Annotated in this window: 22 protein-coding genes and 1 pseudogene; 16 read left to right on the forward strand and 7 right to left on the reverse strand. The window is 72.7% G+C overall.

Features of this window, described 5'->3' with window-relative positions:
* Positions 1-74 precede the first annotated feature (74 nt).
* Both ACLZN2_RS27685 and ACLZN2_RS27690 read right to left on the reverse strand, forming a co-directional pair.
* A complete protein-coding gene (locus ACLZN2_RS27685) occupies positions 75-659 on the reverse strand; it encodes a hypothetical protein (RefSeq protein ID WP_416981890.1) in 585 nt (194 codons plus the stop codon).
* A 341-nt stretch (positions 660-1,000) separates the two neighbouring features.
* The gene (locus ACLZN2_RS27690) at positions 1,001-1,204 is read right to left on the reverse strand and encodes a hypothetical protein (protein WP_416981891.1); all 204 of its coding nucleotides are present in this window, start codon (positions 1,202-1,204) and stop codon (positions 1,001-1,003) included.
* Positions 1,205-1,229: 25 nt separating this feature from the next.
* Here ACLZN2_RS27690 and ACLZN2_RS27695 point away from each other — a divergent pair, with 25 nt between their 5' ends.
* Positions 1,230-2,231, forward strand: coding sequence for an Acg family FMN-binding oxidoreductase (locus ACLZN2_RS27695; protein ID WP_416981892.1), 1,002 nt, complete (start codon positions 1,230-1,232; stop codon positions 2,229-2,231).
* A gap of 196 nt (positions 2,232-2,427) precedes the next feature.
* On the opposite strand, the pseudogene ACLZN2_RS27700 reads toward ACLZN2_RS27695, so the two are convergent.
* From ACLZN2_RS27700 to ACLZN2_RS27715, 4 genes and pseudogenes are all read right to left on the reverse strand, one after another.
* Positions 2,428-2,826: pseudogene (locus tag ACLZN2_RS27700) on the reverse strand (pyridoxamine 5'-phosphate oxidase family protein); the annotation flags it as partial.
* A 75-nt stretch (positions 2,827-2,901) separates the two neighbouring features.
* Complete coding sequence (locus tag ACLZN2_RS27705; protein WP_416981894.1) at positions 2,902-3,603, reverse strand: response regulator; 702 nt, start codon at positions 3,601-3,603, stop codon at positions 2,902-2,904.
* 159 nt (positions 3,604-3,762) lie between these two features.
* The gene (locus tag ACLZN2_RS27710) at positions 3,763-4,458 is read right to left on the reverse strand and encodes a CBS domain-containing protein (RefSeq protein WP_416981895.1); all 696 of its coding nucleotides are present in this window, start codon (positions 4,456-4,458) and stop codon (positions 3,763-3,765) included.
* A gap of 41 nt (positions 4,459-4,499) precedes the next feature.
* Positions 4,500-4,964, reverse strand: coding sequence for a cyclic nucleotide-binding domain-containing protein (locus tag ACLZN2_RS27715; RefSeq protein ID WP_416981896.1), 465 nt, complete (start codon positions 4,962-4,964; stop codon positions 4,500-4,502).
* Between the two features lie 444 nt (positions 4,965-5,408).
* Between ACLZN2_RS27715 and ACLZN2_RS27720 the strand changes: the two genes are divergently transcribed.
* The 11 genes from ACLZN2_RS27720 to ACLZN2_RS27770 all read left to right on the forward strand — a co-directional run bounded on the left by ACLZN2_RS27720 (position 5,409) and on the right by ACLZN2_RS27770 (position 20,347).
* Entirely contained in the window at positions 5,409-6,332 is a 924-nt protein-coding gene (locus tag ACLZN2_RS27720; RefSeq protein WP_416981897.1) for a carbamate kinase, read from the forward strand.
* A 159-nt stretch (positions 6,333-6,491) separates the two neighbouring features.
* A complete protein-coding gene (gene pflB / locus ACLZN2_RS27725; RefSeq protein WP_416981898.1) occupies positions 6,492-8,750 on the forward strand; it encodes a formate C-acetyltransferase in 2,259 nt (752 codons plus the stop codon).
* 5 nt (positions 8,751-8,755) lie between these two features.
* The gene (gene pflA, locus ACLZN2_RS27730) at positions 8,756-9,484 is read left to right on the forward strand and encodes a pyruvate formate-lyase-activating protein (RefSeq protein WP_416981932.1); all 729 of its coding nucleotides are present in this window, start codon (positions 8,756-8,758) and stop codon (positions 9,482-9,484) included.
* A gap of 169 nt (positions 9,485-9,653) precedes the next feature.
* Entirely contained in the window at positions 9,654-10,271 is a 618-nt protein-coding gene (locus tag ACLZN2_RS27735) for a hypothetical protein (RefSeq protein WP_416981899.1), read from the forward strand.
* Positions 10,272-10,420: 149 nt separating this feature from the next.
* The gene (locus ACLZN2_RS27740) at positions 10,421-11,326 is read left to right on the forward strand and encodes a universal stress protein (RefSeq protein ID WP_416981901.1); all 906 of its coding nucleotides are present in this window, start codon (positions 10,421-10,423) and stop codon (positions 11,324-11,326) included.
* 44 nt (positions 11,327-11,370) lie between these two features.
* The gene (locus ACLZN2_RS27745) at positions 11,371-12,393 is read left to right on the forward strand and encodes a zinc-dependent alcohol dehydrogenase (RefSeq protein WP_416981902.1); all 1,023 of its coding nucleotides are present in this window, start codon (positions 11,371-11,373) and stop codon (positions 12,391-12,393) included.
* Positions 12,394-12,398: 5 nt separating this feature from the next.
* Positions 12,399-13,268 (forward strand): universal stress protein, encoded by an 870-nt coding sequence (locus tag ACLZN2_RS27750; RefSeq protein WP_416981903.1) that lies wholly within the window; start codon positions 12,399-12,401, stop codon positions 13,266-13,268.
* 67 nt (positions 13,269-13,335) lie between these two features.
* Positions 13,336-15,720 (forward strand): phosphoketolase, encoded by a 2,385-nt coding sequence (locus tag ACLZN2_RS27755; RefSeq protein ID WP_416981904.1) that lies wholly within the window; start codon positions 13,336-13,338, stop codon positions 15,718-15,720.
* 113 nt (positions 15,721-15,833) lie between these two features.
* The gene (gap, locus tag ACLZN2_RS27760; RefSeq protein WP_416981905.1) at positions 15,834-16,847 is read left to right on the forward strand and encodes a type I glyceraldehyde-3-phosphate dehydrogenase; all 1,014 of its coding nucleotides are present in this window, start codon (positions 15,834-15,836) and stop codon (positions 16,845-16,847) included.
* A 26-nt stretch (positions 16,848-16,873) separates the two neighbouring features.
* Positions 16,874-19,603, forward strand: a complete 2,730-nt coding sequence (locus tag ACLZN2_RS27765) for a GNAT family N-acetyltransferase (RefSeq protein WP_416981907.1) — start codon at positions 16,874-16,876, stop codon at positions 19,601-19,603.
* A gap of 12 nt (positions 19,604-19,615) precedes the next feature.
* Complete coding sequence (locus ACLZN2_RS27770; protein WP_416981909.1) at positions 19,616-20,347, forward strand: CBS domain-containing protein; 732 nt, start codon at positions 19,616-19,618, stop codon at positions 20,345-20,347.
* A 158-nt stretch (positions 20,348-20,505) separates the two neighbouring features.
* Here the strand turns inward: ACLZN2_RS27770 and ACLZN2_RS27775 are convergent, their stop codons facing one another.
* Positions 20,506-21,087 (reverse strand): hypothetical protein, encoded by a 582-nt coding sequence (locus tag ACLZN2_RS27775; RefSeq protein WP_416981910.1) that lies wholly within the window; start codon positions 21,085-21,087, stop codon positions 20,506-20,508.
* Between the two features lie 291 nt (positions 21,088-21,378).
* Here ACLZN2_RS27775 and ACLZN2_RS27780 point away from each other — a divergent pair, with 291 nt between their 5' ends.
* From ACLZN2_RS27780 to ACLZN2_RS27795, 4 genes are all read left to right on the forward strand, one after another.
* Complete coding sequence (locus ACLZN2_RS27780) at positions 21,379-22,461, forward strand: Acg family FMN-binding oxidoreductase (protein WP_416981911.1); 1,083 nt, start codon at positions 21,379-21,381, stop codon at positions 22,459-22,461.
* A 6-nt stretch (positions 22,462-22,467) separates the two neighbouring features.
* Positions 22,468-23,538 (forward strand): zinc-dependent alcohol dehydrogenase family protein, encoded by a 1,071-nt coding sequence (locus ACLZN2_RS27785; RefSeq protein WP_416981912.1) that lies wholly within the window; start codon positions 22,468-22,470, stop codon positions 23,536-23,538.
* A 44-nt stretch (positions 23,539-23,582) separates the two neighbouring features.
* On the forward strand, positions 23,583-24,020 hold the full coding sequence (locus ACLZN2_RS27790; protein ID WP_416981913.1) for a pyridoxamine 5'-phosphate oxidase family protein: 438 nt from the start codon (positions 23,583-23,585) through the stop codon (positions 24,018-24,020).
* Positions 24,021-24,170: 150 nt separating this feature from the next.
* On the forward strand, positions 24,171-24,905 hold the full coding sequence (locus ACLZN2_RS27795) for a universal stress protein (RefSeq protein ID WP_416981915.1): 735 nt from the start codon (positions 24,171-24,173) through the stop codon (positions 24,903-24,905).
* The last annotated feature ends 21 nt before the right edge of the window (positions 24,906-24,926 follow it).

Genomic DNA, 24,926 nt, shown 5'->3' on the forward strand with positions numbered 1-24,926 from the left:
CAGCATGCCCGTGACCTGGGGAATTTTCCGTTCAGCTTCTGAACAGGCGACTCACGGCACAGCCCGGCGGCGGGCTAAGCGTGTCGATGGCCCCGCTGGGTGTCGAACTCCTTCCAGGCGCGTTCCCACCACGCCCTCCGGCGCACGTCCAGGCGCACGCGGACAACCCACCAGGCGCCCAGCACCAGCGCACTCGTGCCCAGGGCCGCGGCCGCGCCCAGCGCGACTCCCCGGGAGGCGGCCTGGGCGGGGGTGGGCGGAGTGGGCTGGACACGGCCGTCGGCGTCGAGCCACACCGTGGTGGCCGATCCCGCCTTGCTGCCGGCTGCCACAGGTGCCGTGGCGGAGACGACGGACCCGCTGTTCGTGGTCCACCGTACGGTCACGCGCACCAGCTCGCTCGTCGGCGCGGAGAACCGGGACGGCCTCGCGCCGGGGGCGTCCTCGACGAGTTCCGCGGTGACGGAGTGCAGCCCTCGCGCTTCGTGGAGCGCGGACTGCTCGGCGGCCTCCGCTGCCGCCAGGCCCACCGCCGGCGCCGTCAGCAACATCACGGCCGCGGCCACCACGCCGATCCATGCCTCGATGACGTCGGAACGGCGCTTCAGCGGATTGTGCCGCCAGCGCCACAACAACACCCTGTTGTTCCGCTTCAGCATGGCCTGCCCCTCCGTCAGTCTCTGTTTCGGCCGATGCAGGTACGGTGCCCGACCCGCGCCCACGGGGAGCAGAGGCCGACGGGTCCGGGAGAGGGGGCCAACGGGCCCTGCGCCGGTGGCTGAGAGACCCACACGGGGAGCGGGACGCCCGCGGTGGCGCTCGCGCGGAGGGACCTTCGGCCCTGGTCGTGAAGACCATCGGCCGCCGCGCCGACCGTCGCCGCCGGTGAATGCTGACACCGACCGATCCGGAGGTTTCCCGTGCACGATCACGTCGACCATCCCCCAGGCCGATGCCGCCGCTGTCGCTCGCGGCGCATGTCGCGCACGGTCCGGCCCGGTCACCGTCCGGCCGCCCGCCTCGTCTGCCCTGACTCCAGGGCGGCCGGACACAGCCACGACGTGTCGGCACCCGACACCGCCTCCCGGCCGCCGAGCACAGGCCGATGCCGGGGCGGGCCTTCTTCCCGGGCGCGGGTGCGCACCCGCCGCCGTACGTCGTCCACCGCCCTGACCGCCAGCTGAGGCGCGTGCGGTGCGGCCATGAAGAAAGCAGAGAGAGGAGGCGTCATGCGTACCCCCGTCCTCCCGGACACGGCCACGCTGGAGTCGCTGCTCGAGGTGGCCGTGATGGCCCCGTCGATCCACAACACGCAGCCCTGGTCTTTCAGGATGGACTCCGCGGGCCAGGCACTGGAGATCCATTCGGCGCCGAGACGAACGCTGCCGCTGACCGACCCGATGCACCGCGCCCAGTACCTGTCCGTCGGTGCGGCCCTCTTCAACCTGCGGCTCGCCGCCGTCCACCGCGGCTGGCGACCGGAGGTCCGCCTCCTGCCGGACCCGGGCAGGCCCGGACTGCTGGCCGCCGTCCGGCTGACCGGCCCCCTCACGAGGGACGACCGGCCGGCGGACGACGGCCTGTACGAGGCGGTCGCACGACGGCACACCAGCCGGATGCCGTTCACCGGCAGACCGGTGCCCGAGCCGATCGTGGCGGAGATGAGGGCGGCCGCGCACGCGGCGGGAGCACGGCTGCACGTGCCGGGCATCGTCGGAACACGGCGGATGCTGGGCCTGTTCGCCGAGGGCGAGGCACGCAACAACGCCGATCCGGGCCGCGTCGCCGAAACCCGTTCGTGGCTCACCGCCCCCGGGACGGACGCCTCCTACGGCGTCCCCACCACCGCTCTCGGCCCGCCCGACGCCGCCGGACGGATGCCGATGCGCGACTTCACCGGCGGGCTGGCCGCCCTGAGCCGACCGGCCCTGTGGTTCGAGCGCCACATCCAGGTGGCCCTGCTGTGGACGGACCGTGACCGGCGCGAGGACTGGCTGAGGGCGGGCCAGGCACTGCAGTACGTCCTGCTCACCGCGACCGCCCGGGGGCTGCGCACATCGCTGCTGCACCAGGCCATGGAGTGGCCGGACCTGCGGTCCGCGACGGGGCTCCCGCGGTACAAGCGGTGTCACGCGCAGGTGCTGATCCGGTTCGGCTACGGCCCGGACGGCGACCGCACCCCACGGGCCCCGCTCCGCTCCGGTCCGGTCGGTAGTGCTGACGTGCCGTGATGGGCCGTTGTTCGGCTGCGGCGTCGTTGTGGCTGGTCGCTCCCCCACTCTCGGCTTCTCCCCCACTCTCGGCTTCGCTCGAGCGGGAGGGACCCCCATGAGCGGGGGGACCCCCATCGCGGCGGAGCCGCATATCGACACAGCCCCGCGCCCCNGGGGCGCGGGGAACTGCTCTATGCGTGCCGCTCGCGGGACCCAGTTCCCGTCCGGTGACCACCTCGGACTCGATCCGTACGAACACCGGATCCAGCATCGGCATCCACGAGCGGGGGCCGGCCTGTGACAGCCGTGCGTGGTCGTCGGGGTCGGTCACCACGGTGGCCCGTCCGGTGACGACCACGCTCCAGCCGTACGGGGTCCGGGCGTCGAACTCGTCCGCCTCGAAGGCGACGACGACGCCGTCGATGGCGTGGACCAGGTCCGAGCCCCGCGCGGTGCACAGCAGCACGGAGGTGTCCGCGTCCAGCGAGAAGTTGACGGGAAGGACCGCGGGCAGCGCATGCCGGGTGTAGACGACGCGGCCGACCGGCACCTTCGAGAGCAGGCGCAGGCACTCCTGCCGGTCGAGTGCGCGAAAGCCGTCGTTGTGGGACATCCGCACATCGTCCCCGTGCGTGGGGCACGGGGGTAGGTCCGACCGGCCCTAGGGCCCTTCTGGGCCCCGCCTCCGTCACCTGGCCGGGTGTCCGCCCGTCTCCGGCTGCTGCAGATGGGAGGCGAGGACCGCGGCCTGGACCCGGCGTTGCACGCCCAGCTTGGACAGGAGGCGGGAGATGTGGTTCTTGACGGTCTTCTCCGAGAGATAGAGCCTCTTGCCGATCTCACGGTTGGTCAGGCCGTCACCGATCAGCGTCAGGATCTCCCGCTCACGCGGGGACAGGTTCGCCACCTCGGAGGGAAGGACCGGAGTCTGCGCGGGCTCGGCGCGCAGGGAGCGCATGAGGCGGGCCGTGGTCGCGGGGTCCAGCATCGACTGGCCCGAGGCGACGGTGCGCACGGCCGAGACGAGGTCGGATCCCCTGATCTGCTTGAGGACATAGCCGGAGGCGCCGGCCATGATCGCGTCGAGGAGGGCCTCCTCGTCGTCGAACGAGGTCAGCATCAGACAGGCCAGCCCCGGCATGCGGTTGCGCAGCTCGCGGCAGACCGAGATGCCGTCGCCGTCCGGCAGACGGACGTCGAGGACGGCGACGTCGGGGCGCAGGGCGGGGCCGCGGGCGAGTGCCTGGTCCACGCTGCCGGCGTCGCCGACCACCGAGATGTCCGGCTCGGCGTCGAGGAGATCGGCCAGGCCGCGGCGGACTACCTCGTGGTCGTCCAGCAGGAACACCCGGATGGGGTGCTGCTCGGTGAACGTGCGTGGCTCCGGCATGGTGACCCTTCGTTACCCGGCGGCGGACAACTACGAGCTGTCCCTGACGACGATCGTCGCGTGCGGAGACCCCGGGCAACAGGGCCGACCGGCCCACTGGCGTGGGGGCCAGGGTCCCGACCGGGCGGCCACCGGGGGCGGGCGGCCGGGACCGGCGGGTCACGCGGAACCGGGGTTCGCGGTGTCGGACGCGGGTGTGTCCCTCGGCGCCGTGCGGCGGGTGAGATCGAAGTCGACGTCGACGACGCCCTCGACGGCGCGGACCAGCCTCGCCGCCACCGGTACCAGCGAGGTGTCCCGCACCCGGCCGACGAGCCTGACCACGCCGTCCCGCACGGTCACCCGCACGCTGGAGTCCGGGGTGGGGAACAGGAAGGACACGACCTCGCGCCGTACCTCCTCGGCGATCTCCTCGTCGGCGCGGAGGAAGACCTTGAGCAGATCGGCGCGGCTGACGACACCTTGGAGCAGGCCCACGGCATCGACCACGGGGAGCCGCTTGACCTTCGCCCGGGCCATGGTCCGGGCGGCCTGGGCCAGTGTGGCGTCGGCGCGGACGGTGAGCGCGGGGGAGGTCATGAGTTCCTCCGCGGTCACGGCGCCGGCCTTCGCCAGGTCCGTCAGGCGCCGCAGCTGCGTGTACCGGTCGGGGTCGCTGTCGCGGAACTCCTCCTTGGGCAGCAGGTCCGCCTCGGAGACGACGCCGACGACACGGCCCTCGCCCTCGATCACGGGCAGGGCGCTGACCTTCCAGTCCTGCATCATCCGCACGATGTCCTTGAAGGCCGCCTCGCGGCCGATCGCGGCGACCGTGTGGGTCATGACATCGCTGACGATGTGCGGGGTGCCGTGCATGACCACTCCTTCGTCGTTCGTCCGGTGGGTGGGCGGCGGCGTCAGACGACGTTGCCGGCGCCGTAGGGGGCGTACAGGTCCAGCAGGCGGGTCCGTGCGGAGCGCAGGCGGTGGGCGAGTACGTCGCCGACCCACTGGGTGACGGCCTGGCCCATGGCCGGGTCCTCCTGGCACATCAGCCGGACGGCCGTGGCGTCGAACTCGTACGCCCGCACCGGCGTCGTCGCCTCGGCGCCCAGGTGCCAGACATGCGGCCGGAAGAGCCAGGACCAGCCGATGAGCTCGTCGTGCCGGAGGGTCTCGATGACGGCCGCGCGGCGGCCCGGCACCCGCATGTCGAGCTCGACCGTACCCGTTCGGACGATCCAGAACCGGTCGGCCCGGCCGCCTTCCTCGAACAGGCGCGTCCCCTGCGGGAAGGACACCTCGCGGGCGATGCGCAGCAGCCGGTTCCGGTGCTCGCCGGGCAGGGCGCGCAGCATGCTGGGTGTGGCGGTGGTGACCATGGCCTACCTCCTGGCCGTGTGCGGGAACTGCCACGGCCAGCGTGGGCCCGCGGCCACCACGACGACCATGGGCCGTCCGGTCCGTCGCCGGGGCCACCCGGTACTCGTGGCGGGCCCCGCCCGACAGCCCCCGCCCGACAGCGCCCGCACAGCCCCCGCCCGGCAGCCCCCGCACAGCCCCCGCCCGGCAGCCCCCGTACGTCCGCCGGGTTCTCGCGTTCTTCCGGGCGTTCTTCCGGGCGTTCTTCCGGGCGTTCTTCCGGGGGTCCCTCTCTCCTTCTCGGCACCCGGGCAGGCGAGTCGGGCCGACGGGACCCGGACGGCCCTGCCGGGCCGGGACCATCGGGGCCCCGGCGGGACCTGTGGCCGCTGCCCGGGCTCCGGCACGGCGCAGAACCATCGTTCACGGATCACCCCTCGTCGCCACCCCGGAGGACTGAGACCATGCGCATCGTCGTCGCTCTTGGCGGCAACGCCCTGCTGCACCGTGGCGAACGCCCCGACGCCACCGTCCAGCAGGCCAACATCGACCGGGTGGCCAACGCCCTCGCCGCCCTCGCCCATGAGAACGAACTGGTTGTCACCCACGGCAACGGCCCCCAGATCGGCCTGCTCGCCATGGAGAGCGCGGCCGACCCCGCGCTCAGCGCCCCCTACCCGCTGCACCTGCTCGGCGCCCAGACCCAGGGCATGATCGGCTCCCTGCTGGCCCGCACCCTGCACGACGCCCTGCCGGGCCGCCCCATCGCCACCCTCGTCACCCACACCCTCGTACGGGCCGACGACCCCGCGTTCGCCCGGCCGACGAAGTTCGTCGGCCCGGCCCACTCCCGCGACCTGGCCAAGGCGCTCGCCCGCAAGCGCGGCTGGCACATCGCCCAGGACACCGGCGGGTGGCGCCGGGTGGTGCCCTCCCCGGCGCCGGAGCGGATCCTGGAGACCGACATCGTCCACGAACTGATGAACAGCGGCACCCTGGTGATCTGCGCGGGCGGCGGAGGCGTGCCCGTCACCGCGGACCGTGACACCGGCGCCCTGACGGGCACGGAGGCCGTCGTCGACAAGGACCTGACGGCCGCGCTGCTGGCCGAGGACCTGAAGGCCGACTTCCTGCTCATCCTCACCGACGTCCCCTGCGTGTACGAGGGTTACGGCACACCGGCCCAGCGGCCCGTCCTCGACGCGAGCCCCGCCGAGCTGCGCCGCGGCGGTTACGCGGAGGGATCCATGGGGCCGAAGGCCGAGGCGGCCGCCCGGTTCGTGGAGCGGACCGGGGGACTCGCCGCGATCGGGGCGCTGGACGCGGCGTACGAGATCGTGCACGGCCGGTCGGGCACGCTGGTCCGCGAGGACCTCACCGGCGCCTGACGGCCGGGAGCGGGGAGCGGGGACGGGGAGCGGCGGACCGTCAGGCCCCGGCACCGAAGGGCCGGTCGGCCCGGACGAGGGCACTGTTGGGCACTCCCCGCGGCGATCACGGTCGACGAGCATCGAAGCGCAGGACACGAACCGAGGAGAGGAACGGCGATGACCGCAACCGTGACAGCCGCAGACCTGGTGACGCCGGCCTGGCGAGGCTTCGCCGGCGCTCGCTGGCGCGAGCTGATCGACGTGCGCGACTTCATCCAGGCCAACTACGTCCCGTACGAGGGCGACGCGTCCTTCCTGAGCGGCCCCACCGACCGCACGCGTGCCGTCTGGGAGAAGGTCGCCTCGCTGTTCCCCGAGGAGCGTGCCCGGGGCATCCTCGACGTCGACGTCACGACCCCCTCGACCATCACCTCGCACGCGCCCGGCTTCATCGACCGCGACCGCGAACTGATCGTCGGTCTGCAGACGGACGCCCCGCTGAAGCGCGCGATCATGCCCAACGGCGGGCTGCGCATGGTCGAGAACGGGCTCAGGGCGTACGGCTACGAGCCCGACCCGTTCGTGACGAAGGTCTTCGGCACCTACCGCAAGACCCACAACGACGGTGTCTTCGACGCCTACACGCCCGAGATGCGCACCGCCCGCAGGGTCGGCATCATCACCGGACTACCGGACGCCTACGGCCGCGGTCGGATCATCGGCGACTACCGGCGGGTGGCCCTGTACGGCACCGACCGGCTGATCGAGGCCAAGCTGGCCGAGCGCGCCCGCCTGGACGCCGAGCCGTCGACCGAGCACGTGATCCGCGACCGCGAGGAACTCGCCGAGCAGATCAGGGCCCTCGGCGAACTGACCCGCATGGCGGCGTCCTACGGCTGTGACGTCTCCCGCCCCGCGGTCACCGCGCACGAGGCGGTGCAGTGGCTCTACCTCGGCTACCTCGCCGCCGTGAAGGAGCAGAACGGCGCCGCGATGTCGCTGGGCCGCACCTCGACCTTCCTGGACGTCTACCTCCAGCGCGACCTGGACGAGGGGACCATCGACGAGACCCGCGCCCAGGAGCTGATCGACGACTTCGTGATCAAGCTGCGGATCGTACGCTTCCTGCGCACCCCGGAGTACGACGCCCTGTTCTCCGGCGACCCCACCTGGGTCACCGAGTCGATCGGCGGCATCGGCACGGACGACCGCCCGCTGGTCACCCGCACCTCCTTCCGCTTCCTGCAGACCCTCCACAACCTCGGCCCCGCCCCCGAACCCAACCTGACCGTGCTCTGGTCGCCCCGACTGCCCGCCGGCTTCAAGGAGTTCTGCGCCCAGGTGTCCATCGACACCAGCGCCGTCCAGTACGAGTCCGACGAGCTGATCCGGCCCCGGGGCGGCGACGACACCGCGATCGCGTGCTGTGTCTCCGCCATGGCGGTGGGCAAGGAGATGCAGTTCTTCGGGGCCAGGGTCAACCTGGCGAAGGCCCTGCTGTACGCCGTCAACGGCGGCCGGGACGAGATGACCGGGGACCAGGTCACCCCCGAGATGCCGGCGCTGACCGGCGAGTACCTGGACTACGAGGAGCTGTCGGCGGCCTACGACCGCGTCCTGGACTGGCTGGCCGCGACGTACGTCAACACGCTCAACGTCATCCACTCCATGCACGACAAGTACGCCTACGAACGCCTCGAGATGGCCCTGCACGACCACCCGGTGCACCGCTTCATGGCCTGCGGCATCGCCGGACTCTCGGTGGCCGCCGACAGCCTCTCCGCCGTCAAGTACGCGCGGGTGAAGGTGTTCCGGGACGCCACCGGGCTGGCCGTCGACTTCCGTACCGAGGGCGAGTTCCCGGCCTACGGCAACAACGACGACCGCGCCGACGACATCGCCGTGGGGCTCGTGGAGTCCTTCATGGCCAAGGTGCGCCGCCACCCCACCTACCGGGACGCCGAGCACACCCAGTCGGTGCTGACCATCACCTCGAACGTCGTCTACGGCAAGCACACGGGCAACACCCCCGACGGCCGGCGCGCCGGTATGCCCTTCGCACCCGGAGCCAACCCGATGAACGGCCGGGACCGGCACGGCGTGGCCGCCTCCGCGCTGTCGGTCGCCAAGCTGCCGTACGAGCACGCGCGGGACGGCATCTCGCTGACCACCACCATCACGCCCGAGGGCCTCGGGCACGACCCGGCCGACCGCGCCGGCAACCTGGTCGGCATCCTCGACGCCTACATGGCCTCCGGCGGCTTCCACATGAACGTCAACGTCCTGGACCGGGCCATGCTGGAGGACGCCATGGCGCACCCGGAGAAGTACCCGGACCTGACGATCCGGGTCTCCGGATACGCCGTCAACTTCGTCCGGCTGACCCGTGAGCAGCAGCTCGACGTCATCAGCCGCACCTTCCACGGTTCGCTGTGAGGACGATGACGACCGGCCGGATCCACTCCTGGGACCTGTCCACCGGCGTGGACGGTCCCGGGACCCGGTTCGTGCTCTTCGTCTCCGGCTGTCCGCTGCGCTGTCTGTACTGCGCCAACCCCGACACCTGGCACATGCGCGACGGCCGGGAGACGACGGTGGACGAGGTGATGGCGCAGATCGAGAAGTACCGCGCCTTCATCAGCACGGCCGGGGGAGGAGTGACCGTCACCGGTGGCGAGCCCCTGCTCCAGTCCGCCTTCACCGGCGAGATCCTGCGCCGTTGCAAGGAAGCCGGACTGCACACCGCCCTCGACACCTCCGGCTTCCTCGGCGCCCGCGCCGACGACGAGCTCCTCGCCGGCACCGACCTGGTCCTGCTGGACATCAAGTCCTTCGACATCCGCGCCTACCGGAAGCTGACCGGCGGCGAACTCGCCCCCACCCTCAGCTTCGCCACCCGCCTGGACCGCCTAGGGGTGCCGGTGTGGGTCCGCTACGTTCTCGTCCCCGGCTGGACCGACGACGAGAGCGCCGTGGACGGTCTGGGCGCCTTCCTCGCGGGCCTGAGCAATGTGGAGCGGGTCGACGTGCTGCCGTTCCACAAGCTGGGGGCCCACAAGTACGAGGCGCTCGGCATCCCCTTCCCGCTGGCGGACACCCCGACGCCGGACCGGGGACTCGTCGAGCGGGTCCGTGAACAGTTCAGGGACCACGGGCTGCGAGCGGTGTGAGCCGCCCCGCCCCTGGTGCGCGCGACTCCCGCAGACCCCAACGGGCTGTGCACACAGGGACGTTCGGCCCCCCAGCTACAGCCCTTCGGCATCGAGCGCCGGACGGCGTGCAGGACGAGAGTAAGACACGTCAGGCAACGACCCGATCGTCCCGAAGGGAACCACGACCATGGCCGTTCACGAGCACCCCCACGGGAGCTCCGGCTTCCACCTGCCCACGTTCCGCAGGCACCGGACCGCCTCCGCCTCCGGGTCCGCCGTGGCGGCGGACACCGCCCCGGCCTACGCCCTCGCCTCCCTGCGCCTGCTCACCGGTTTCGTCTTCCTGTGGGCCTTCCTAGACAAGACCTTCGGCTTCGGCTACGCGACCCAGTCCGGCAAGGGGTGGGTCGACGGCGGTTCGCCGACCAAGGGCTTCCTCAGCGGCGTCTCCGCCGGACCGATGGAGTCGACCTTCCACGAGTGGGCCGGCGCCGCCTGGGCCGACTGGCTGTTCATGCTCGGTCTGCTCGGTATCGGCCTCGCCCTGGTCGCCGGCGTCGCGATGCGGTTCGCCGCCCTCGCCGGCACCGCGATGATGGCGCTGATGTGGATCGCCGAGTGGCCGCCGGCCCAGCATCTCTCGGACGGCTCGCCGAGCATGTCGACGAACCCGTTCGCCGACTACCACCTCGTCTACGCCATCGCCCTGATCGTCCTGGCCGCCACCGCCGCCGGCGACACCCTCGGCCTGGGACGCCTCTGGGCCAGGCTGCCGTTCGTCCGCGACCACGGCTGGCTGCGCTGAACACCCACGGCGCGGTGAGTCCGCCGGCCGGACCCCGCGCCGAACCGGGCAGTGGGTCGCCCGGTCCCCACAGCGACCAGCGGCCCCTGCCCGAGGAACTCCCCGAAGACCACTCCGATACCGGATCCCCTGCCCAGGAGGTGGAGATCATGCTCCGCACCATCACTGTTGGTCTCGACGGCTCGAGCGAGAGCCGGGCCGCCGCTGAGTGGGCGGCCCGCGAGGCGGAACTGCGCAGCCTGCCGCTGAAGCTCGTCCACGTGTGGGAGCCGGTGCCGGAGCCGATGGCACAGGCCCCGCTCCTCGGCACCGAGACCCAGCAGCACTGGACCGAGCGCATTCCGCGGGAGGCCGCCGAGGGCATCGCCCTGCGGCACCCCGGCGTCGAGGTGGTCACGGAGCAGCTCTCCGGTTACCCGGGCGACGCGCTCGTGGAGGCGGCGAAGGACGCCGAGCTGCTCGTCCTCGGCTCGCGCGGTCTCGGCGGGGTCGGCGGGTTCATGGTCGGATCGGCCGGCCTGTCCGCCGTCGCGCACACCGAGCGTCCCGTGGTGCTGGTCCGGGCGCTGGAACAGGCCGCCGACGAGCACGAGCCGGACCCGGCGGGCATCCCGTCCGCCGCGACGCCCTTCCGGCCGGTCGTGCTCGGGCTCGACATCGAACACCCCGACGACACGCTGATCGCCTTCGCCTTCGACGCCGCCCTGCGCCGGGAGACCTCGCTGCGGGTCGTCCACGCCTGGAACCCGCCCCCGTACTACGCGTTCGGCACCCCCGCGAATCCCGCCCTGCACGAGGCGCTGGCGCAGAGTGCCGCCGAGGAGCTCGCCAAGGTGCTCAGCCCCTGGCGGGCCAGGTTCCCGAGTGTGGAGATCGTCGAGGTCACCCGCTACGGCAGCCCCGCGATGCACGTCGTGGACGCCTCCCACGAGGCCTCGCTGGTCGTCGTCGGCCGGCGCACCCGCCGCAGCCCCTTCGGCACCCGCATCGGCCATGTCGCCCACGCCGTCCTGCACCACGCCACCGTCCCCGTCGCCGTCGTCCCCCACGACTGACCCACCTTCCCCACTGACCCACCCTCCCCGAGGAGAAGAGACCCATGAAGGCAGCGGTCGTACGAGCATTCGGCGAGCCCCTGGTCATCGAGGAGCGCCCCGACCCCGAGCCCGGCCCCGGCCAGGTCCGGGTCCGGGTGGAGGCCTCCGGGCTCTGCCACACCGACATCCACGCCGCGCACGGCGACTGGCCGGTGAAGCCGAACCCGCCGTTCGTGCCCGGCCACGAGGGCGTCGGCCTGGTCGAGGCCCTCGGTGACGGCGTCACCCACCTCGCCGTCGGACAGCGCGTCGCGGTGCCCTGGCTCGGCACGGCGTGCGGGCGCTGCGAGCACTGCCTGTCCGGCTGGGAGACCCTGTGCGAACGGCAGGTCAACACCGGCTACGGCTGCGACGGAGGGTACGCCGAGAAGATGCTGGCCCGGGCCGACTTCGCCCAGCCCGTGCCCGACGGCGTCAGCCCCTTCGACGCCGCCCCGCTGACCTGCGCGGGCGTCACGACGTACAAGGCGCTCAAGGTCGCCGGCGTGAGGCCCACGCAGCTCGTCGCGATCTCCGGCGTCGGCGGCCTCGGCCATCTCGCCGTGCAGTACGCGAAGATCGCGGGTGCCACGGTCGCCGCGATCGACGTCACCGACGACAAGCTCGAACTCGCCGCCGAACTCGGCGCCGACATTCTGATCGACGCCCGCAAGGACGACGTCGGCGAGGTCCTCAAGCGGCACGGCGGCGCCCACGCGGCGATCGCCCTCGCCGTCAACGAGGCGGCCTTCGCCGCCGTCAACTCCGGCCTGCGGCGCGGCGGGAAGCTGGTCATGGTCGCCCTGCCCGCCCACGGCACGGTCCAGGTCCCGATCTTCGACACCGTCCTGAACGGCACCTCCGTGATCGGCTCGATCGTCGGCACCCGCCAGGACCTCGCCGAGGTCTTCCAGCTGCACGCGGCAGGGCGTACCCGGGTCATCCAGGAGAGGCGCCCGCTGGAGACGGTGAACGAGTCCATCGAGGCCGTGCTGCGCGGCGAGGTCAGGGCCCGGATCGTCTTCGACCTCGGAGCGGAGAGGTGACGACGATGGAACTGCCCCTGGTCGTGGGCGTGGACGGCTCCGAGCCGAGCCTGCGGGCCGTGGACTGGGCGGCCGACGAGGCCGCGCTGCGCGGAGTGCCGCTGCGGGTCGTGTACGCCTCCCTCTGGGAGCGCTACGAGGGCACCGCACTCGCCGGCGACCACAAGACGTCCGAGGAGGTCCGCGCCGGCGACATCATGGCGGTGGCCGCCCGCCGGGCCCGCAAGCGCCACCCGGGCCTGGAGGTCTCGGCCGAGGTCGTGCCCGAGGAACCCGAGTACGCCCTGGTGCGGGAGGGACGCAACGCCTCCGCGCTGGTGCTCGGCACCCGGGGCCGCAGCGGTTTCGTCGAGATGCTGCTCGGCTCCGTCAGCCTGACCGTGGCCGCGCACGCCGACTGCCCGGTGATCGTGCTGCGCGGCGGCCACGACAACCAGGTCGGCGCCGCGACGGGGCACCGCGTGGTGCTGGGAGTCGGTGAGTCGGGGAAGGACTCGGCGGCGATGCGCTTCGCCGCCGCGGAGGCGAGGCTGCGCCGGGCGCCCCTGGACGCCGTACGGGCCTGGCGGTGCCCCGCGTACGAGAGCGTCGACCACCCGCTGCTCGCCGGTGAGCCCGCGAGGCTGCACGAGGAGCAGGCCGTCAAGTCACTGGACGAGGCGCTGAAGGACGTCCCGGCCGACATCGACCTGCGCCGCCGCACCGTCGAGGGCCCCGCCCGCCATGTCCTCCTGGACGCCTCCCACGACGCCGGACTGCTGGTGGTCGGCGCCCGGCGCAACCCCGGGCACGTCGGGCTCCAGCTCGGCCGGGTCGCCCACGGCGTCCTGCACCACGCCGCCTGCCCGGTCGCCGTGGTGCCCGAGCCGGGGTGAGACGGGCCGCCTCCACCACCGCGACGATCCGACGCCCTCCACGCCGACGACTCCCGGAGTCCCCGCCATGTCCACGGTCGAACACCCGCAGGCCCCCGCCGCCCTGTCCGACGACGAACTGCGCACCCTCGACGCCCACTGGCGCGCCGCCAACTACCTCGCGGCCGGCCAGATCTACCTGATGTCCAACCCGCTGCTCACCGAGCCGCTGAAGCCCGAGCACATCAAGCCCCGGCTGCTCGGCCACTGGGGCACCTCGCCCGGCCTCAACCTCGTGTACACCCACCTCAACCGGGTGATCAAGGCCCGCGGGCTCGACGCGCTGTGCGTGTGGGGTCCGGGGCACGGGGGGCCGTCCGTGCTCGCCAACTCCTGGCTGGAGGGCAGCTACAGCGACACCTACCCGGACGTGCCACGCGACGGCGAGGGCATGTCACGGCTGTTCCGGCAGTTCTCCTTCCCCGGCGGAGTGCCCAGCCATGTCGCCCCCGAGACACCCGGCTCGATCCACGAGGGCGGCGAGCTCGGCTACTCCCTCTCCCACGCCTACGGCGCCGCCTTCGACAACCCGGACCTGCTCGTCGCCTGCGTCATCGGTGACGGCGAGGCNGAGACCGGGCCGCTGGCCGCCTCCTGGCACTCCAACAAGTTCCTCGACCCGGTCCACGACGGCGCCGTCCTGCCGATCCTCCACCTCAACGGCTACAAGATCGCCAACCCGACCGTCCTCTCCCGCCTCCCCGAGTCCGAACTCGACGACCTGCTGCGCGGCTACGGCCACGAGCCGATCCACGTCACCGGCGACGACCCCGCCCAGGTGCACCGGGCCATGGCCGCGGCGCTGGACGACGCGCTGGACCGCATCGCCGTGATGCAGCGGACAGCCCGCGAGGACGGCATCACCGAGCGCGTGCACTGGCCGGTGATCGTGCTGCGCACGCCCAAGGGCTGGACCGGACCCGCCGAGGTGGACGGCGAACCCGTCGAGGGCACCTGGCGCGCCCACCAGGTCCCGCTGGCGGGCGTCCGCGAGAACCCCGCGCATCTGCGTCAACTGGAGCACTGGCTGCGCTCGTACCGGCCGCAGGAGCTCTTCGGCCCCGACGGCCGCCCCAGCGCCGACGTCCTCGCCTGCGTACCCGACGGCGCCAGGCGGCTCGGCGCCACCCCGTACGCCAACGGCGGTCTGCTCGTCCGGGACCTGCCCCTCGCACCGCTGGAGGAGTTCGCCGTACCCGTCGACAAGCCGGGAGCGACCCTGCACGAGCCCACCCGTGTCCTCGGAGACCTGCTGGCCCGGGTGATGAAGGACACCCGTGGACGCCGGGACTTCCGCCTCGTGGGCCCGGACGAGACGGCGTCGAACCGCCTTCAGGCCGTTCTCGACGTCAGTGGCAAGGCCTGGCAGGCCGCACACCTGCCGGTCGACGAGCACCTCGAACATCATGGCCGGGTGCTGGAGATCCTCTCCGAGCACACCTGCGAGGGCTGGCTCGAGGGCTACCTCCTGACCGGCCGTCACGGTCTGTTCTCCTGCTACGAGGCGTTCGTCCACATCGTCGACTCGATGGTCAACCAGCACATCAAGTGGCTGAAGACGTCGCGGGAGCTGCCGTGGCGCGCGCCCGTCCCCTCCCTCAACCACCTGCTCACCTCGCACGTGTGGCGTCAGGACCACAACGGGTTCTCCCACCAGGACCCCGGCTTCGTCGACCACGTCCTCAACAAGAGCCCCGAGGTCGTCCGCGTCTACCTCCCGCCGGACGCCAACACCCTGCTGTCCGTGGCCGACCACGCCCTGCGCAGCCGCGACCACGTCAACGTGATCGTGGCCGGCAAACAGCCCTGCTTCGACTGGCTCACCCTGGACCAGGCCCGCGTCCACTGCGCCCGCGGCGCCGGGATCTGGGAGTGGGCCGGCACGGAGAACGGCGGCGAACCGGACGTCGTCCTCGCCTGCGCCGGCGATGTGCCCACCCAGGAGGTGCTGGCCGCGGCCCAGCTGCTGCGCCACCACCTGCCGCGGCTCGCCGTGCGCGTCGTCAACGTCGTCGACATGACACGCCTGATGCCGCGCGAGGAACACCCGCACGGGATGAGCGACTTCGAGTACGACGGACTGTTCACCGCCGACAAGCCGGTGATCTTCGCCTACCACGGCTACCCGTGGCTGATCCACCGCCTCGCCTACCGCCGCACCGGCCACCGCAACCTGCATGTCCGCGGCTACAAGGAGTCGGGGACGACGACCACGCCGTTCGACATGGTCGTCCGCAACGACCTGGACCGCTACCGCCTGGTCATGGACGTCGTCGACCGGGTCCCCGGGCTCGCGGTGCGCGCGGCGGCCGTACGCCAGGAGATGGCCGACGCCCGCACCCGGCACCACGCCTGGATCCGTGAACACGGCACTGACCTGCCCGAGGTCGCCGACTGGACCTGGAACGCCTGAACCCGCTCACGAACCGAGCCCACTTCCGAACCGAACCCACTTCCGAACCGAGCCCGCTTCCGAACCGAGCCCGCTTCCGAACCGAAGCCACTGCCCGAAGGAGCCCCACCGCCATGACCGTACGCGTCGGTATCAACGGCTTCGGCCGCATCGGCCGCACCTACCTGCGCGCCGCCCTCGACCGCGCCGAGCAGGGCGTCCAGGACGTCGAGGTCGTCGCCGTCAACGACATCACCTCGCCTGCCACGCTGGCCCACCTCCTGGAGTACGACTCGACGTTCGGCCGCATCGGACGCCACGTCGAGCACGACGACACCTCGATCACCGTGGACGGGCGGCGCATCGCCGTCACCGCCGAGCGCGACCCGGCCGCCCTGCGCTGGTCCGAGTACGGCGTCGACGTGGTCGTCGAGTCCACCGGCCGCTTCCGCGACCGCGACTCCGCCGCCCTGCACCTCAAGGGCGGAGCCCGGACGGTGCTGCTGTCCGCGCCAGGCAAGGGCGTCGACGCCACCATCGTGATGGGCGTCAACGACCGGACCCACGACCGTCACCGCGACCGGATCGTCTCCGCCGCCTCCTGCACCACCAACTGCGTCGCCCCCATGGTGAAGGTCCTCGACGACGCCTTCGGCATCGAGCGCGGCGTGATGACCACCATCCACGGCTACACCAACGACCAGTCCCTCCTCGACGGCCCCCACAAGGACCTGCGCCGGGCCCGCTCGGCGGCCCTCAGCATCATCCCCACCAGCACCGGCGCCGCCCGCGCCGTGGGACTGGTGGTGCCGGAGCTGGCCGGGGCACTGGACGGGATCGCGGTCCGGGTGCCCGTGGAGGACGGCTCGCTCACCGACCTCGCCGTCGTCCTCGCCCGGGAGGCGAGCGCCGAGGAGATCAACGCCGCGTTCGAGGCGGCGGCGAACGGACCCCTGCACGGCATCCTGCGGGTCTCCAAGGCCCCGATCGTCTCCCGCGACGTCATCGGCGACCCCTCGTCCTGCGTCTTCGACCCGGCCCTCACCCAGGCCAACGGCACCCTGGCCAAGGTCTTCGGCTGGTACGACAACGAGTGGGGCTACACCAACCGCCTCCTGGACCTCACGGCCCTGGTCGCGGACGACTGACCCGAACGCCACCCAGGAGACCTGCGATGACGGACGACCTGCTCGACCGGCCCCCCGTCCACGCCCTGCTCGCCGACGGCACCACCGTGTGCATCCGGCCGGCGCTGCCGGCCGACCACGGCCAGATCGAGGGCCTCTACGAGGAGATGTCCCCGGAGAACCTCCGCCTGAGGTTCTTCGTGGCCAGCCGACGCGCGGCCGCCCTGGCCGCCGACCGCGCCTGTTCCCCCGCGCGGCCCGGCTACCGGGCCCTGCTGGCCGAGGTGGACGGCAGGGTGATCGGCCTCGCCGAGTACGACACCGGCGGGAAAAAAGCCGGAGAGAAGGAAGACGGCGAGAAGGAGGAAGCCGGTGCGGCGGAGGTCTCCGTCGCCGTCGCCGACGGCCTGCACCACCGGGGCGTGGGCACCCTGCTGGTCGAACACCTCGTCTCGGCCGCCCGCGCGGAGGGCCTCACCACCTTCACCGCCGACGCCCTCAGCGAGAACCACGCGGTGCTCCGGCTCTTCGCCGACCTCGGCCTGCGCACCAGCCGCCGCTTCGAGGGACCGGAGGTGCGCTGCACCATCCACCTCGGCCAGGACGACGCCTACCTGTCCGCCGTCGAGGCCCGGGGCCGCGCCGCCGACGTGGCCAGCCTGCTGCCTCTGCTGCGGCCCTCCGTGGTCGCCGTCGTCGGAGCGGGCAGCACGCCCGGATCCGTGGGCCGGGCCGTCCTGCACCACCTGCACACGGGCGGCTTCACCCGTCGCCTCTTCGCGGTGAACCCCCGTGTCACCTCGGTGCTCGGCGTGCCGTCCCACCCGTCCGTCGCCGCCCTGCCGAAGACCCCCGACCTCGTGATCGTGGCCGTACCCGCCGCCGGGGTGCCCGCCGTCGCCGAGGAGTGCGGAAAGTCCGGGGTCCGCGCCCTCGTCGTCGTCACCGCGGGCCTCGACCACACCCAGGCGCGGGCCCTGCTGACCGCCTGCCGCACCTACGGCATGCGGCTCGTCGGACCCAACTGCCTCGGCATCTCCCACACCGACCCGGAGCTGAACCTCGACGCGACCTTCGCCGCCGCGCACCCGAGCCCCGGGACGGCCGGAGTCGCCGTGCAGTCCGGCGGTGTCGGCATCGCCCTGCTCGACGGTCTCTCCCGGCTCGGCATCGGGGTCTCGTCCTTCGTCTCGCTCGGCGACAAGTACGACGTCAGCGGCAACGACATGCTGCAGTGGTGGGAGACCGACAGCCGTACCGACCTGGCCCTGCTGCACCTGGAGTCCTTCGGCAACCCGCGCGCCTTCTCCCGCACCGCCCGTCGGGTGACCCGCCGCATCCCGGTGCTGACGGTCGACGCCGGCCGTACCGACGCCGGACGCGAGGCCGCCGCCTCCCACACCGCGGCCGCCGCCACCCCCACCATGACCCGCCAGGCCCTGTTCACCCAGGCCGGCATCACCGCCACCCGCTCGGTCGGCGAACTCCTCGAAACCGCGGCCCTGTTCCACTCCCAGCCCCTGGCGGAAGGCCCCCGCGTCGCCGTCGTCACCAACGCGGGCGGAGCCGGCGTACTGACCGCCGACGCCTGCGTGGAGGCGGGACTCGTCCTCCCCCCGTTCACCCCGGCCATGACCGAGGAACTCCTCGCCGTACTGCCGGACGGCGCCGCCGTCAGGAACCCGGTCGACGCCACCGCCGCCGTGTCCGAGGAACAGCTCACCGCGTGCGTCGACCGCCTCACCCGGTGCCCCGGCATCGACGCCGTCATCGTGGCCCTGGTCCCCACCGCGGTCGCCGAGGCCACCGGGGACGACCTGGTGCGGGCCGTCACCGCGGCTCCGGCACGACGGGCGCGGCCCGTCATCGCCGTACGCCTCGACCAGGACCGGTCGGTGCGGCTGCTGCCCGCCGACGACGGCGGCACCGTCCCCTCGTACGCCGACCCCCAGGCGGCGGCCCGCGCCCTGGCCCACGCTGCCCAACGGGCCGCCTGGCTCGCCCGCCCGGCCGGAACCGTCCCCGGCCTCGACCTCGTCGAGCCCGAACGGGCCCGCACGGTCGTCGACGAGTACCTCGCGGCCCACCCCGACGGCGGCTGGCTCGACCCACGCACCTGTGCCGACCTGCTGGCCTGCTACACCGTCCCGCAGATCCCGTGGGCCTGGGCCGAGACCGAGGACCAGGCGGTGCTCGCCGCCGACCGGCTGCGCGGCTTCGACGGCCGGGTGGTCATGAAGGCCCACTGGCCCGGGCTCCTGCACAAGAGCCGGCAGCACGCCGTCCACCTCGACCTGCGCGGCGACTCCCAGGTCCGGGCCGCGTTCCGCGACCTGGAGACCCGCTTCGCCGGCCTGATGACCGGCGTGGTCCTGCAACCCCTGGCCGCCCGCGGCACCGAACTCTTCGCGGGCGTCGTCCAGGACGAGGTCTTCGGGCCGCTCGTCCTGTTCGGGCTCGGCGGTACGGCGACCGAGGTGCTCGCCGACCACGCGGCCCGCCTCGCCCCCCTGACCGACCGCGACGTCCACGAGCTGATCACCACGCCGCGGTGCGCCCCGCTGCTGCTGGGCGCGAACGGAGACACCCCCGTCGACCTCGAAGAACTGGAACAGCTGCTCCTGCGGCTGTCCCGGATGGCGGCGGACCTTCCGCAGCTCGCCGAGGTCGACTTCAACCCCGTTCTGGCGACACCCGGCGGCGTCACCGTGCTCGACGCACGCGTACGCCTGCTGCCGCGGCGCCCCCAGGACCCCTATCTGCGCCGACTGCGCTGAGGAGGAACGGCCATGCGACACAACAAGGTCGGCTCCGTGATGACCACGGACGTCGTCCGCGCCGAGTACGGCACACCGTTCAAGGAGGTGGCGCGGCTGCTCGCCGCCCACCGGATCAGCGGACTGCCGGTGGTGGACGAGGACGGCAAGGTCATCGGCGTCCTGTCCGAGACGGACCTGATGATGCACCAGGCGACCACACCGGATCCGTACGAGCCGAAGCACCGCACGAGGCTCGCCGACCTGACACCGGGTGCCAAGCGCCAGGCGGCCAAGGGCAGGGCCCGTACCGCCGGCCGGCTGATGACGGCACCGCCCGTCACCGTGTACGCCGACGACACCATCGTCCAGGCCGCCCGCACCATGGCTCAGAAGCGCGTCGAACGGCTCCCCGTCCTCGACGAGGAGGACCGGCTCGTCGGGATCGTCACCCGCCGCGACCTCCTCCAGGTCTTCCTGCGGCCCGACGAGGTGATCCGGCGCGAGGTGGTCGACGAGGTCCTGGTGCGCACGCTGTGGCTGCCGCCGAGCAGCGTCGAGGTCTCCGTGACCGAGGGCGTGGTCACCCTCACCGGACACATGGAACGAAAGAGCGAGACGGAGATCGCGGTGTCCATGACCCGCCGGATCGACGGTGTGGTCGACGTGGTCGGCAACCTCACCTACCGGCTGGACGACAAGGACCTGCGCACCGGGGAGCACGCACCCCACGGCGTGACAGAAGACTGGTTGCGCCGACTGTGAAGCGAGCCCGGCCACGATGAGGATCGCGCCGGCACAAGGACGCGCGGCGGTTCGTCCGCAGGCTTCGCCCGCAGTGGGACAGCGGCACTCCGGTCGACCCGACACACGGCGGGGCTCCAGGCCGTCCTTCGGCCTGGAGCCCGGATTCCGTTCTGCGGTCAGCCGGTCCTGTGGCTCCATCGCGGTCCCACCCGATCCCACTCGCGGCCCCACGCGTCGACACGGCGCCGGTCGAGCCGCCACCGGGTGACCGTTCCGGCACCGAACACGAGACCGGCGAGGGCGGTCGCGGCCGCGGTACCCAGAACGCCCGACTCGATCGCCGCCTCCGCAGGAGTCGGGGGCGCGGCGGTGAGACGGCCTCGGCCGTCCTGCCAGACCGTCACCCCTGATCCGGCCTTGAGGCCGGCGTCCACCAGGGTCCGTCCGGTACGGGTCGAGCCGTCGGTCGCCGTCCAGCGCACCATCGTCGTCAGACGGTCGGAGGCGCCGTCCGTCGCGATGGCGGTCAGCGGGACGTCGTCCAGGACCACGGCGCGGACGGACTGCCGGTCGGCGCGCTGCCGCGCGAACACCTCGTCCGCGGCCTGGGCGGTCACCACCCCGGCGACGGTGCCGCCCACGGCGCAGACCGTCCACACGGCCAGCACGAGCCAGGCTTCGATGATGTCGTCGCGTCGTCGCAGCGGGTTGTCGCGCCACCGCCACAACCGTCCCTTCACGTACATGCCACGGGGCATCGGGCCGCACCTCCCTCGTCGTCGTGGTGACACTTCGTCGTGGTGACACTTCGTCGTGGTGACTCTTCCGAAAGTGACAGCGGAGGCCGTGCGGCGGCATGGGCCGACCAGGGGTCGCGGCCGGGCCGCTCGGGACCGACTCCGCGGTCGGGCAGGGCCGTTCAGCCCATGCCGCCGAGCGACCCGCCCGGTGCCTCGCCCAGGACCTTCGCCCCCTCCCGCGGGGGAGACGGCGGGTTCATGATCGTAGGACAGGACAGCCGTCCGACGCCCACGAGCGAGGAGGGCATCATGGAGAGCACCACGTTCGGCGCCGCGCTTCTGGAGACGTGCGTTTCCGCCGCGGTGGCCGCGCCCTCGATCCACAACACCCAGCCGTGGCACTTCGGGCTGGATCCGGAGACGGTGACGTTCGAAGTACGCGCCGCACCGGGAACGGGCCTGCCGCACCTGGACCCCACAGGCCGGGCCCTCCTCCTCTCCGTAGGAGCGTGCGTGTTCAACCTCCGGGTCGCCCTGACCCACTTCGGCTGGTCCCCTGTCACCCGTCTGCTGCCCAGCCCCGGCGACCCCGGCCTGCTCGCCACCGTCCGGCCCACGGGGCTCACCGCCCGGGCCACGGACGAGCGCGGCGCGGATCTCTACGAGGCGATCTGGCGCAGGCACAGCAGCCGTTTCCCCTTCGTCGGCCGACCGGTCCCCGAGGCGGTGCGTGCGGAGCTCGGCGCGGCGGCCCGTACGGAAGGCGCGTCGCTGTGCTTCGCCGAGGGGACGGACACGCTGCGTCTGCTGCGGCTGACCGCCGAGGCCGAACGGCGCAACCGCTTCGATGCCGACCGTGCGGCCGAGGGCCGGCGCTGGGTGCACCGGGACCTGGAACCGGCGCCCGCCACGGGTCTGCCGCGATCGGCGCTGGGGCCCCAGGACGCCCGGGAGAGGCTCCCGCTGCGCGACTTCACCGCCCAACGGCACACGGAACGCCTGCCGGCGCGGCCCTTCGAGGCGGTACCGGTCATCGCCCTGCTGACCACCCGCCACGACCGCCGGGTCGACTGGCTGCACGCCGGACAGGCCCTCGAACACGTGTGGCTCGCGGCGACGGCCCACGGTCTGCGCGCCTCCGTGATGCACCAGGCCGTCGAATGGGACGACCTGCGCGACGCCCTGGCCACCGCCCCCGGGGACACCGCGCATCCACAGCTGCTCATCCGCCTCGGATACGGGCCCGAGGGCGCCGCGACCCCCCGCCGCGCACCAGGTCGGGTGAGGACCCTCCGCACGGGCGAGGGAGGCCGTACGGCCCAAGCGGATCAGCCCATGACCGGACAAGCTGGAAGTACGCAGCAAGCTCACCACGCGACCACAGGAGGGTGAGGGATCATGAAGGGCTTCGTCTTCCACGGCCCCGGGCAGTCCGCCTGGGAGGACGTCCCGGACCCGGCCGTCAAGGAACCCACCGACGCGATCGTGCGGGTCGAGGCCGTCACCATCTGCGGCACGGATCTGCACATCCTCAAGGGCGACGTCCCCGAGGTGCGCCCGGGCACGGTCCTGGGCCACGAGGCCGTCGGCGAGATCATGGAGGTCGGCAGCGACGTGCGGACCGTGCGTCCCGGCGACCGGGTGCTGGTGTCCTGCATCAGCACCTGCGGCCGCTGCCGCTTCTGCCGGGAGGGCATGTACGGCCAGTGCCGGGGCGGCGGAGGCTGGATCCTCGGCCACCTCGTCGACGGCACCCAGGCCGAGTACGTCCGCGTCCCCTACGCCGACCTGTCCGTGCACGCGCTGCCCGGAGCCGTGGAGAGCAAGGACGCCGTCCTGCTCGCCGACATCTTCCCGACGGCGTACGAGGTCGGCGTCCTCAACGGGCGCGTACGCCCGGGCGACACGGTCGCCGTCGTCGGCGCCGGGCCCATCGGCCTCGCGGCGATCGCCACGGCACGCCTGTTCTCCCCGGAGCGGATCGTCGCCGTCGACCTTGCCGCGTCCCGGCTCCAGGCCGCCCGACGGCTGGGCGCCGACGCCGTGGCCGACGCGGGCGAGGACCCGGAACAGCTGATCGGCGACCTCACCGACGGGCTCGGCGCGGACGTGGTCATCGAGGCGGTCGGGGTGCCGGAGAGCTTCGAGATGTGCACACGCATGGTGCGGCCCGGCGGCCACGTGGCCAACATCGGCGTCCACGGCCGGCCCGCCATCCTGCACCTGGAAGACCTGTGGATCAAGAACGTGACCATCACCACCGGTCTGGTGGACACCCACTCCACCCCCACCCTGCTGCGCATGGCCGCCGCCGGCCGGCTGCCCACCGCGCAGCTGGTCACCCACACCTTCCCGCTGGAGCACATGGAGGAGGCGTACGACGTCTTCTCCCGGGCCGGCGACACCGGCGCCCTCAAGGTGGTGCTCGGCGGACAGCCGCACGACGAGGTCGCCGTTCCGGCGGCCTGAGCCACCGCGGGACCACAACGTTCAGGGGAGAAACGGGAAGGCACATGTACGCCAACGACGGATTCCGCGAGCTCGACCGGCAGGAGTGCCTGAGCCTGATGGCCGGGGTGCCCGTGGGGCGCATCGTGTACACGCGGCGGGCGCTGCCCGCCGTCCTGCCGGTGAACTTCCGCCTGGACCACGACGGCGCCGTGCTGATCCGGACCTCGGTCACCTCGGAAATCGTGAGCGCGGCCGCCGGCGCGGTGGTCGCCTTCGAAGCCGACGACGTCGACGCGGACACCCACTCCGGCTGGAGTGTCGTGATCACCGGACCGGCCACCCTGGTGACCGACCCCGCCGAGCACGAACGGCTGCTGCGGACCGGGCCGCGGTCGTGGGTGCCCTCTCCGAAGGAGGTCTTCCTGCGCATCGACCCGGAGCTCGTCACCGGGCGCGAACTCCTCGCCGGACGCACCCTGTACGGCCTGCACCTCCCGTAACCCCCGTCCCGGAATGGACCGAACGGCCCCTGAAGCAGGGGCCGTTCGGCGTTTGCGCGGGGGCTCCCGGCTGCTGTCCGGGGTGTTGGCGCACGAGGAGCATCGGTCGTGAAGGCAGGACAGCCACTCGTAGGAAGGACGGGTACGGTCATGACCTCGTGTCACATAGTCGTCGGAGTGGACGGCTCCCTGGTCTCCGTGCGGGCGCTGGACCGGGCCGCGGCGGAGGCGGTACGGCACGGCGGCGCGCTGCGTGTGCTGTACGCGGTGTCCGACCGCGACGAGGCCGCGCCGATCCTGGACTCCGCCGTGTCGCGCACGCGTGCGCGCTGTCCGGGGCTGCTCGTGGAGACCGTCGCGGTGGAGGGCGGCGCGGTGCGCGCGCTGGCCCGGGAGAGCGCGGACGCGGTCCTCACCGTGGTCGGAACACGTGGTCTGGGCGTGTTGACCGGCTCGGCCTTCGGATCGGTGAGCACGAGGCTGGCCGCGCTCGCGCAAGGACCCCTCCTGGTCGTGCGCGGGGACCACCGTCGCGACGACGGGCGGGAGGTGCTGCTCGGTCCGGTGGACGACACGGACGCGCGGGCGGCGCTGTACGCCTTCCAGGAAGCCGAACGGCGCGGGGCGAAGCTCCGGGTCCTGCACTCCTGGCGCCACTGCTACGTGCTCAGCCGGCTGAGGGACCTGCATCCCGACGTCGCCGTGGAGACCGACACGGTGCGCGCCGCTCCCGCGGACGAACTGCTGGCAGCGACCCGGGAGGCCGCCGTGGTCGTCGTCGGCGCCCACCGCCGTACCGGCGCGCTCGGCCCACGCCCGGGCCCGCTCACCCACACACTCCTGCACCACGCCCACTGCCCCGTGGCCGTCGTGCCCCAGGCATAACGGCCACGGGCCGATGTGCGT

Origin of the sequence: Streptomyces sp. T028 (assembly GCF_048159505.1) — a bacterium.
Classification (GTDB): domain Bacteria; phylum Actinomycetota; class Actinomycetes; order Streptomycetales; family Streptomycetaceae; genus Streptomyces.

Excerpts from the sequence above, each read along its gene's own strand:
- ACLZN2_RS27775 (WP_416981910.1), bottom strand. The coding sequence starts at position 21,087 with ATGCCCCGTGGCATGTACGTGAAGGGACGGTTGTGGCGGTGGCGCGAC.
- ACLZN2_RS27750 (WP_416981903.1), top strand. The coding sequence starts at position 12,399 with ATGGAACTGCCCCTGGTCGTGGGCGTGGACGGCTCCGAGCCGAGCCTG.
- ACLZN2_RS27715 (WP_416981896.1), bottom strand. The coding sequence starts at position 4,964 with ATGGTCACCACCGCCACACCCAGCATGCTGCGCGCCCTGCCCGGCGAG.
- ACLZN2_RS27705 (WP_416981894.1), bottom strand. The coding sequence starts at position 3,603 with ATGCCGGAGCCACGCACGTTCACCGAGCAGCACCCCATCCGGGTGTTC.
- ACLZN2_RS27790 (WP_416981913.1), top strand. The coding sequence starts at position 23,583 with ATGTACGCCAACGACGGATTCCGCGAGCTCGACCGGCAGGAGTGCCTG.
- ACLZN2_RS27785 (WP_416981912.1), top strand. The coding sequence starts at position 22,468 with ATGAAGGGCTTCGTCTTCCACGGCCCCGGGCAGTCCGCCTGGGAGGAC.
- ACLZN2_RS27685 (WP_416981890.1), bottom strand. The coding sequence starts at position 659 with ATGCTGAAGCGGAACAACAGGGTGTTGTTGTGGCGCTGGCGGCACAAT.
- ACLZN2_RS27720 (WP_416981897.1), top strand. The coding sequence starts at position 5,409 with ATGCGCATCGTCGTCGCTCTTGGCGGCAACGCCCTGCTGCACCGTGGC.
- ACLZN2_RS27765 (WP_416981907.1), top strand. The coding sequence starts at position 16,874 with ATGACGGACGACCTGCTCGACCGGCCCCCCGTCCACGCCCTGCTCGCC.
- ACLZN2_RS27780 (WP_416981911.1), top strand. The coding sequence starts at position 21,379 with ATGGAGAGCACCACGTTCGGCGCCGCGCTTCTGGAGACGTGCGTTTCC.
- ACLZN2_RS27740 (WP_416981901.1), top strand. The coding sequence starts at position 10,421 with ATGCTCCGCACCATCACTGTTGGTCTCGACGGCTCGAGCGAGAGCCGG.
- pflA (WP_416981932.1), top strand. The coding sequence starts at position 8,756 with ATGACGACCGGCCGGATCCACTCCTGGGACCTGTCCACCGGCGTGGAC.
- gap (WP_416981905.1), top strand. The coding sequence starts at position 15,834 with ATGACCGTACGCGTCGGTATCAACGGCTTCGGCCGCATCGGCCGCACC.
- ACLZN2_RS27690 (WP_416981891.1), bottom strand. The coding sequence starts at position 1,204 with ATGGCCGCACCGCACGCGCCTCAGCTGGCGGTCAGGGCGGTGGACGAC.
- pflB (WP_416981898.1), top strand. The coding sequence starts at position 6,492 with ATGACCGCAACCGTGACAGCCGCAGACCTGGTGACGCCGGCCTGGCGA.
- ACLZN2_RS27795 (WP_416981915.1), top strand. The coding sequence starts at position 24,171 with ATGACCTCGTGTCACATAGTCGTCGGAGTGGACGGCTCCCTGGTCTCC.
- ACLZN2_RS27695 (WP_416981892.1), top strand. The coding sequence starts at position 1,230 with ATGCGTACCCCCGTCCTCCCGGACACGGCCACGCTGGAGTCGCTGCTC.
- ACLZN2_RS27735 (WP_416981899.1), top strand. The coding sequence starts at position 9,654 with ATGGCCGTTCACGAGCACCCCCACGGGAGCTCCGGCTTCCACCTGCCC.
- ACLZN2_RS27745 (WP_416981902.1), top strand. The coding sequence starts at position 11,371 with ATGAAGGCAGCGGTCGTACGAGCATTCGGCGAGCCCCTGGTCATCGAG.
- ACLZN2_RS27710 (WP_416981895.1), bottom strand. The coding sequence starts at position 4,458 with ATGCACGGCACCCCGCACATCGTCAGCGATGTCATGACCCACACGGTC.
- ACLZN2_RS27770 (WP_416981909.1), top strand. The coding sequence starts at position 19,616 with ATGCGACACAACAAGGTCGGCTCCGTGATGACCACGGACGTCGTCCGC.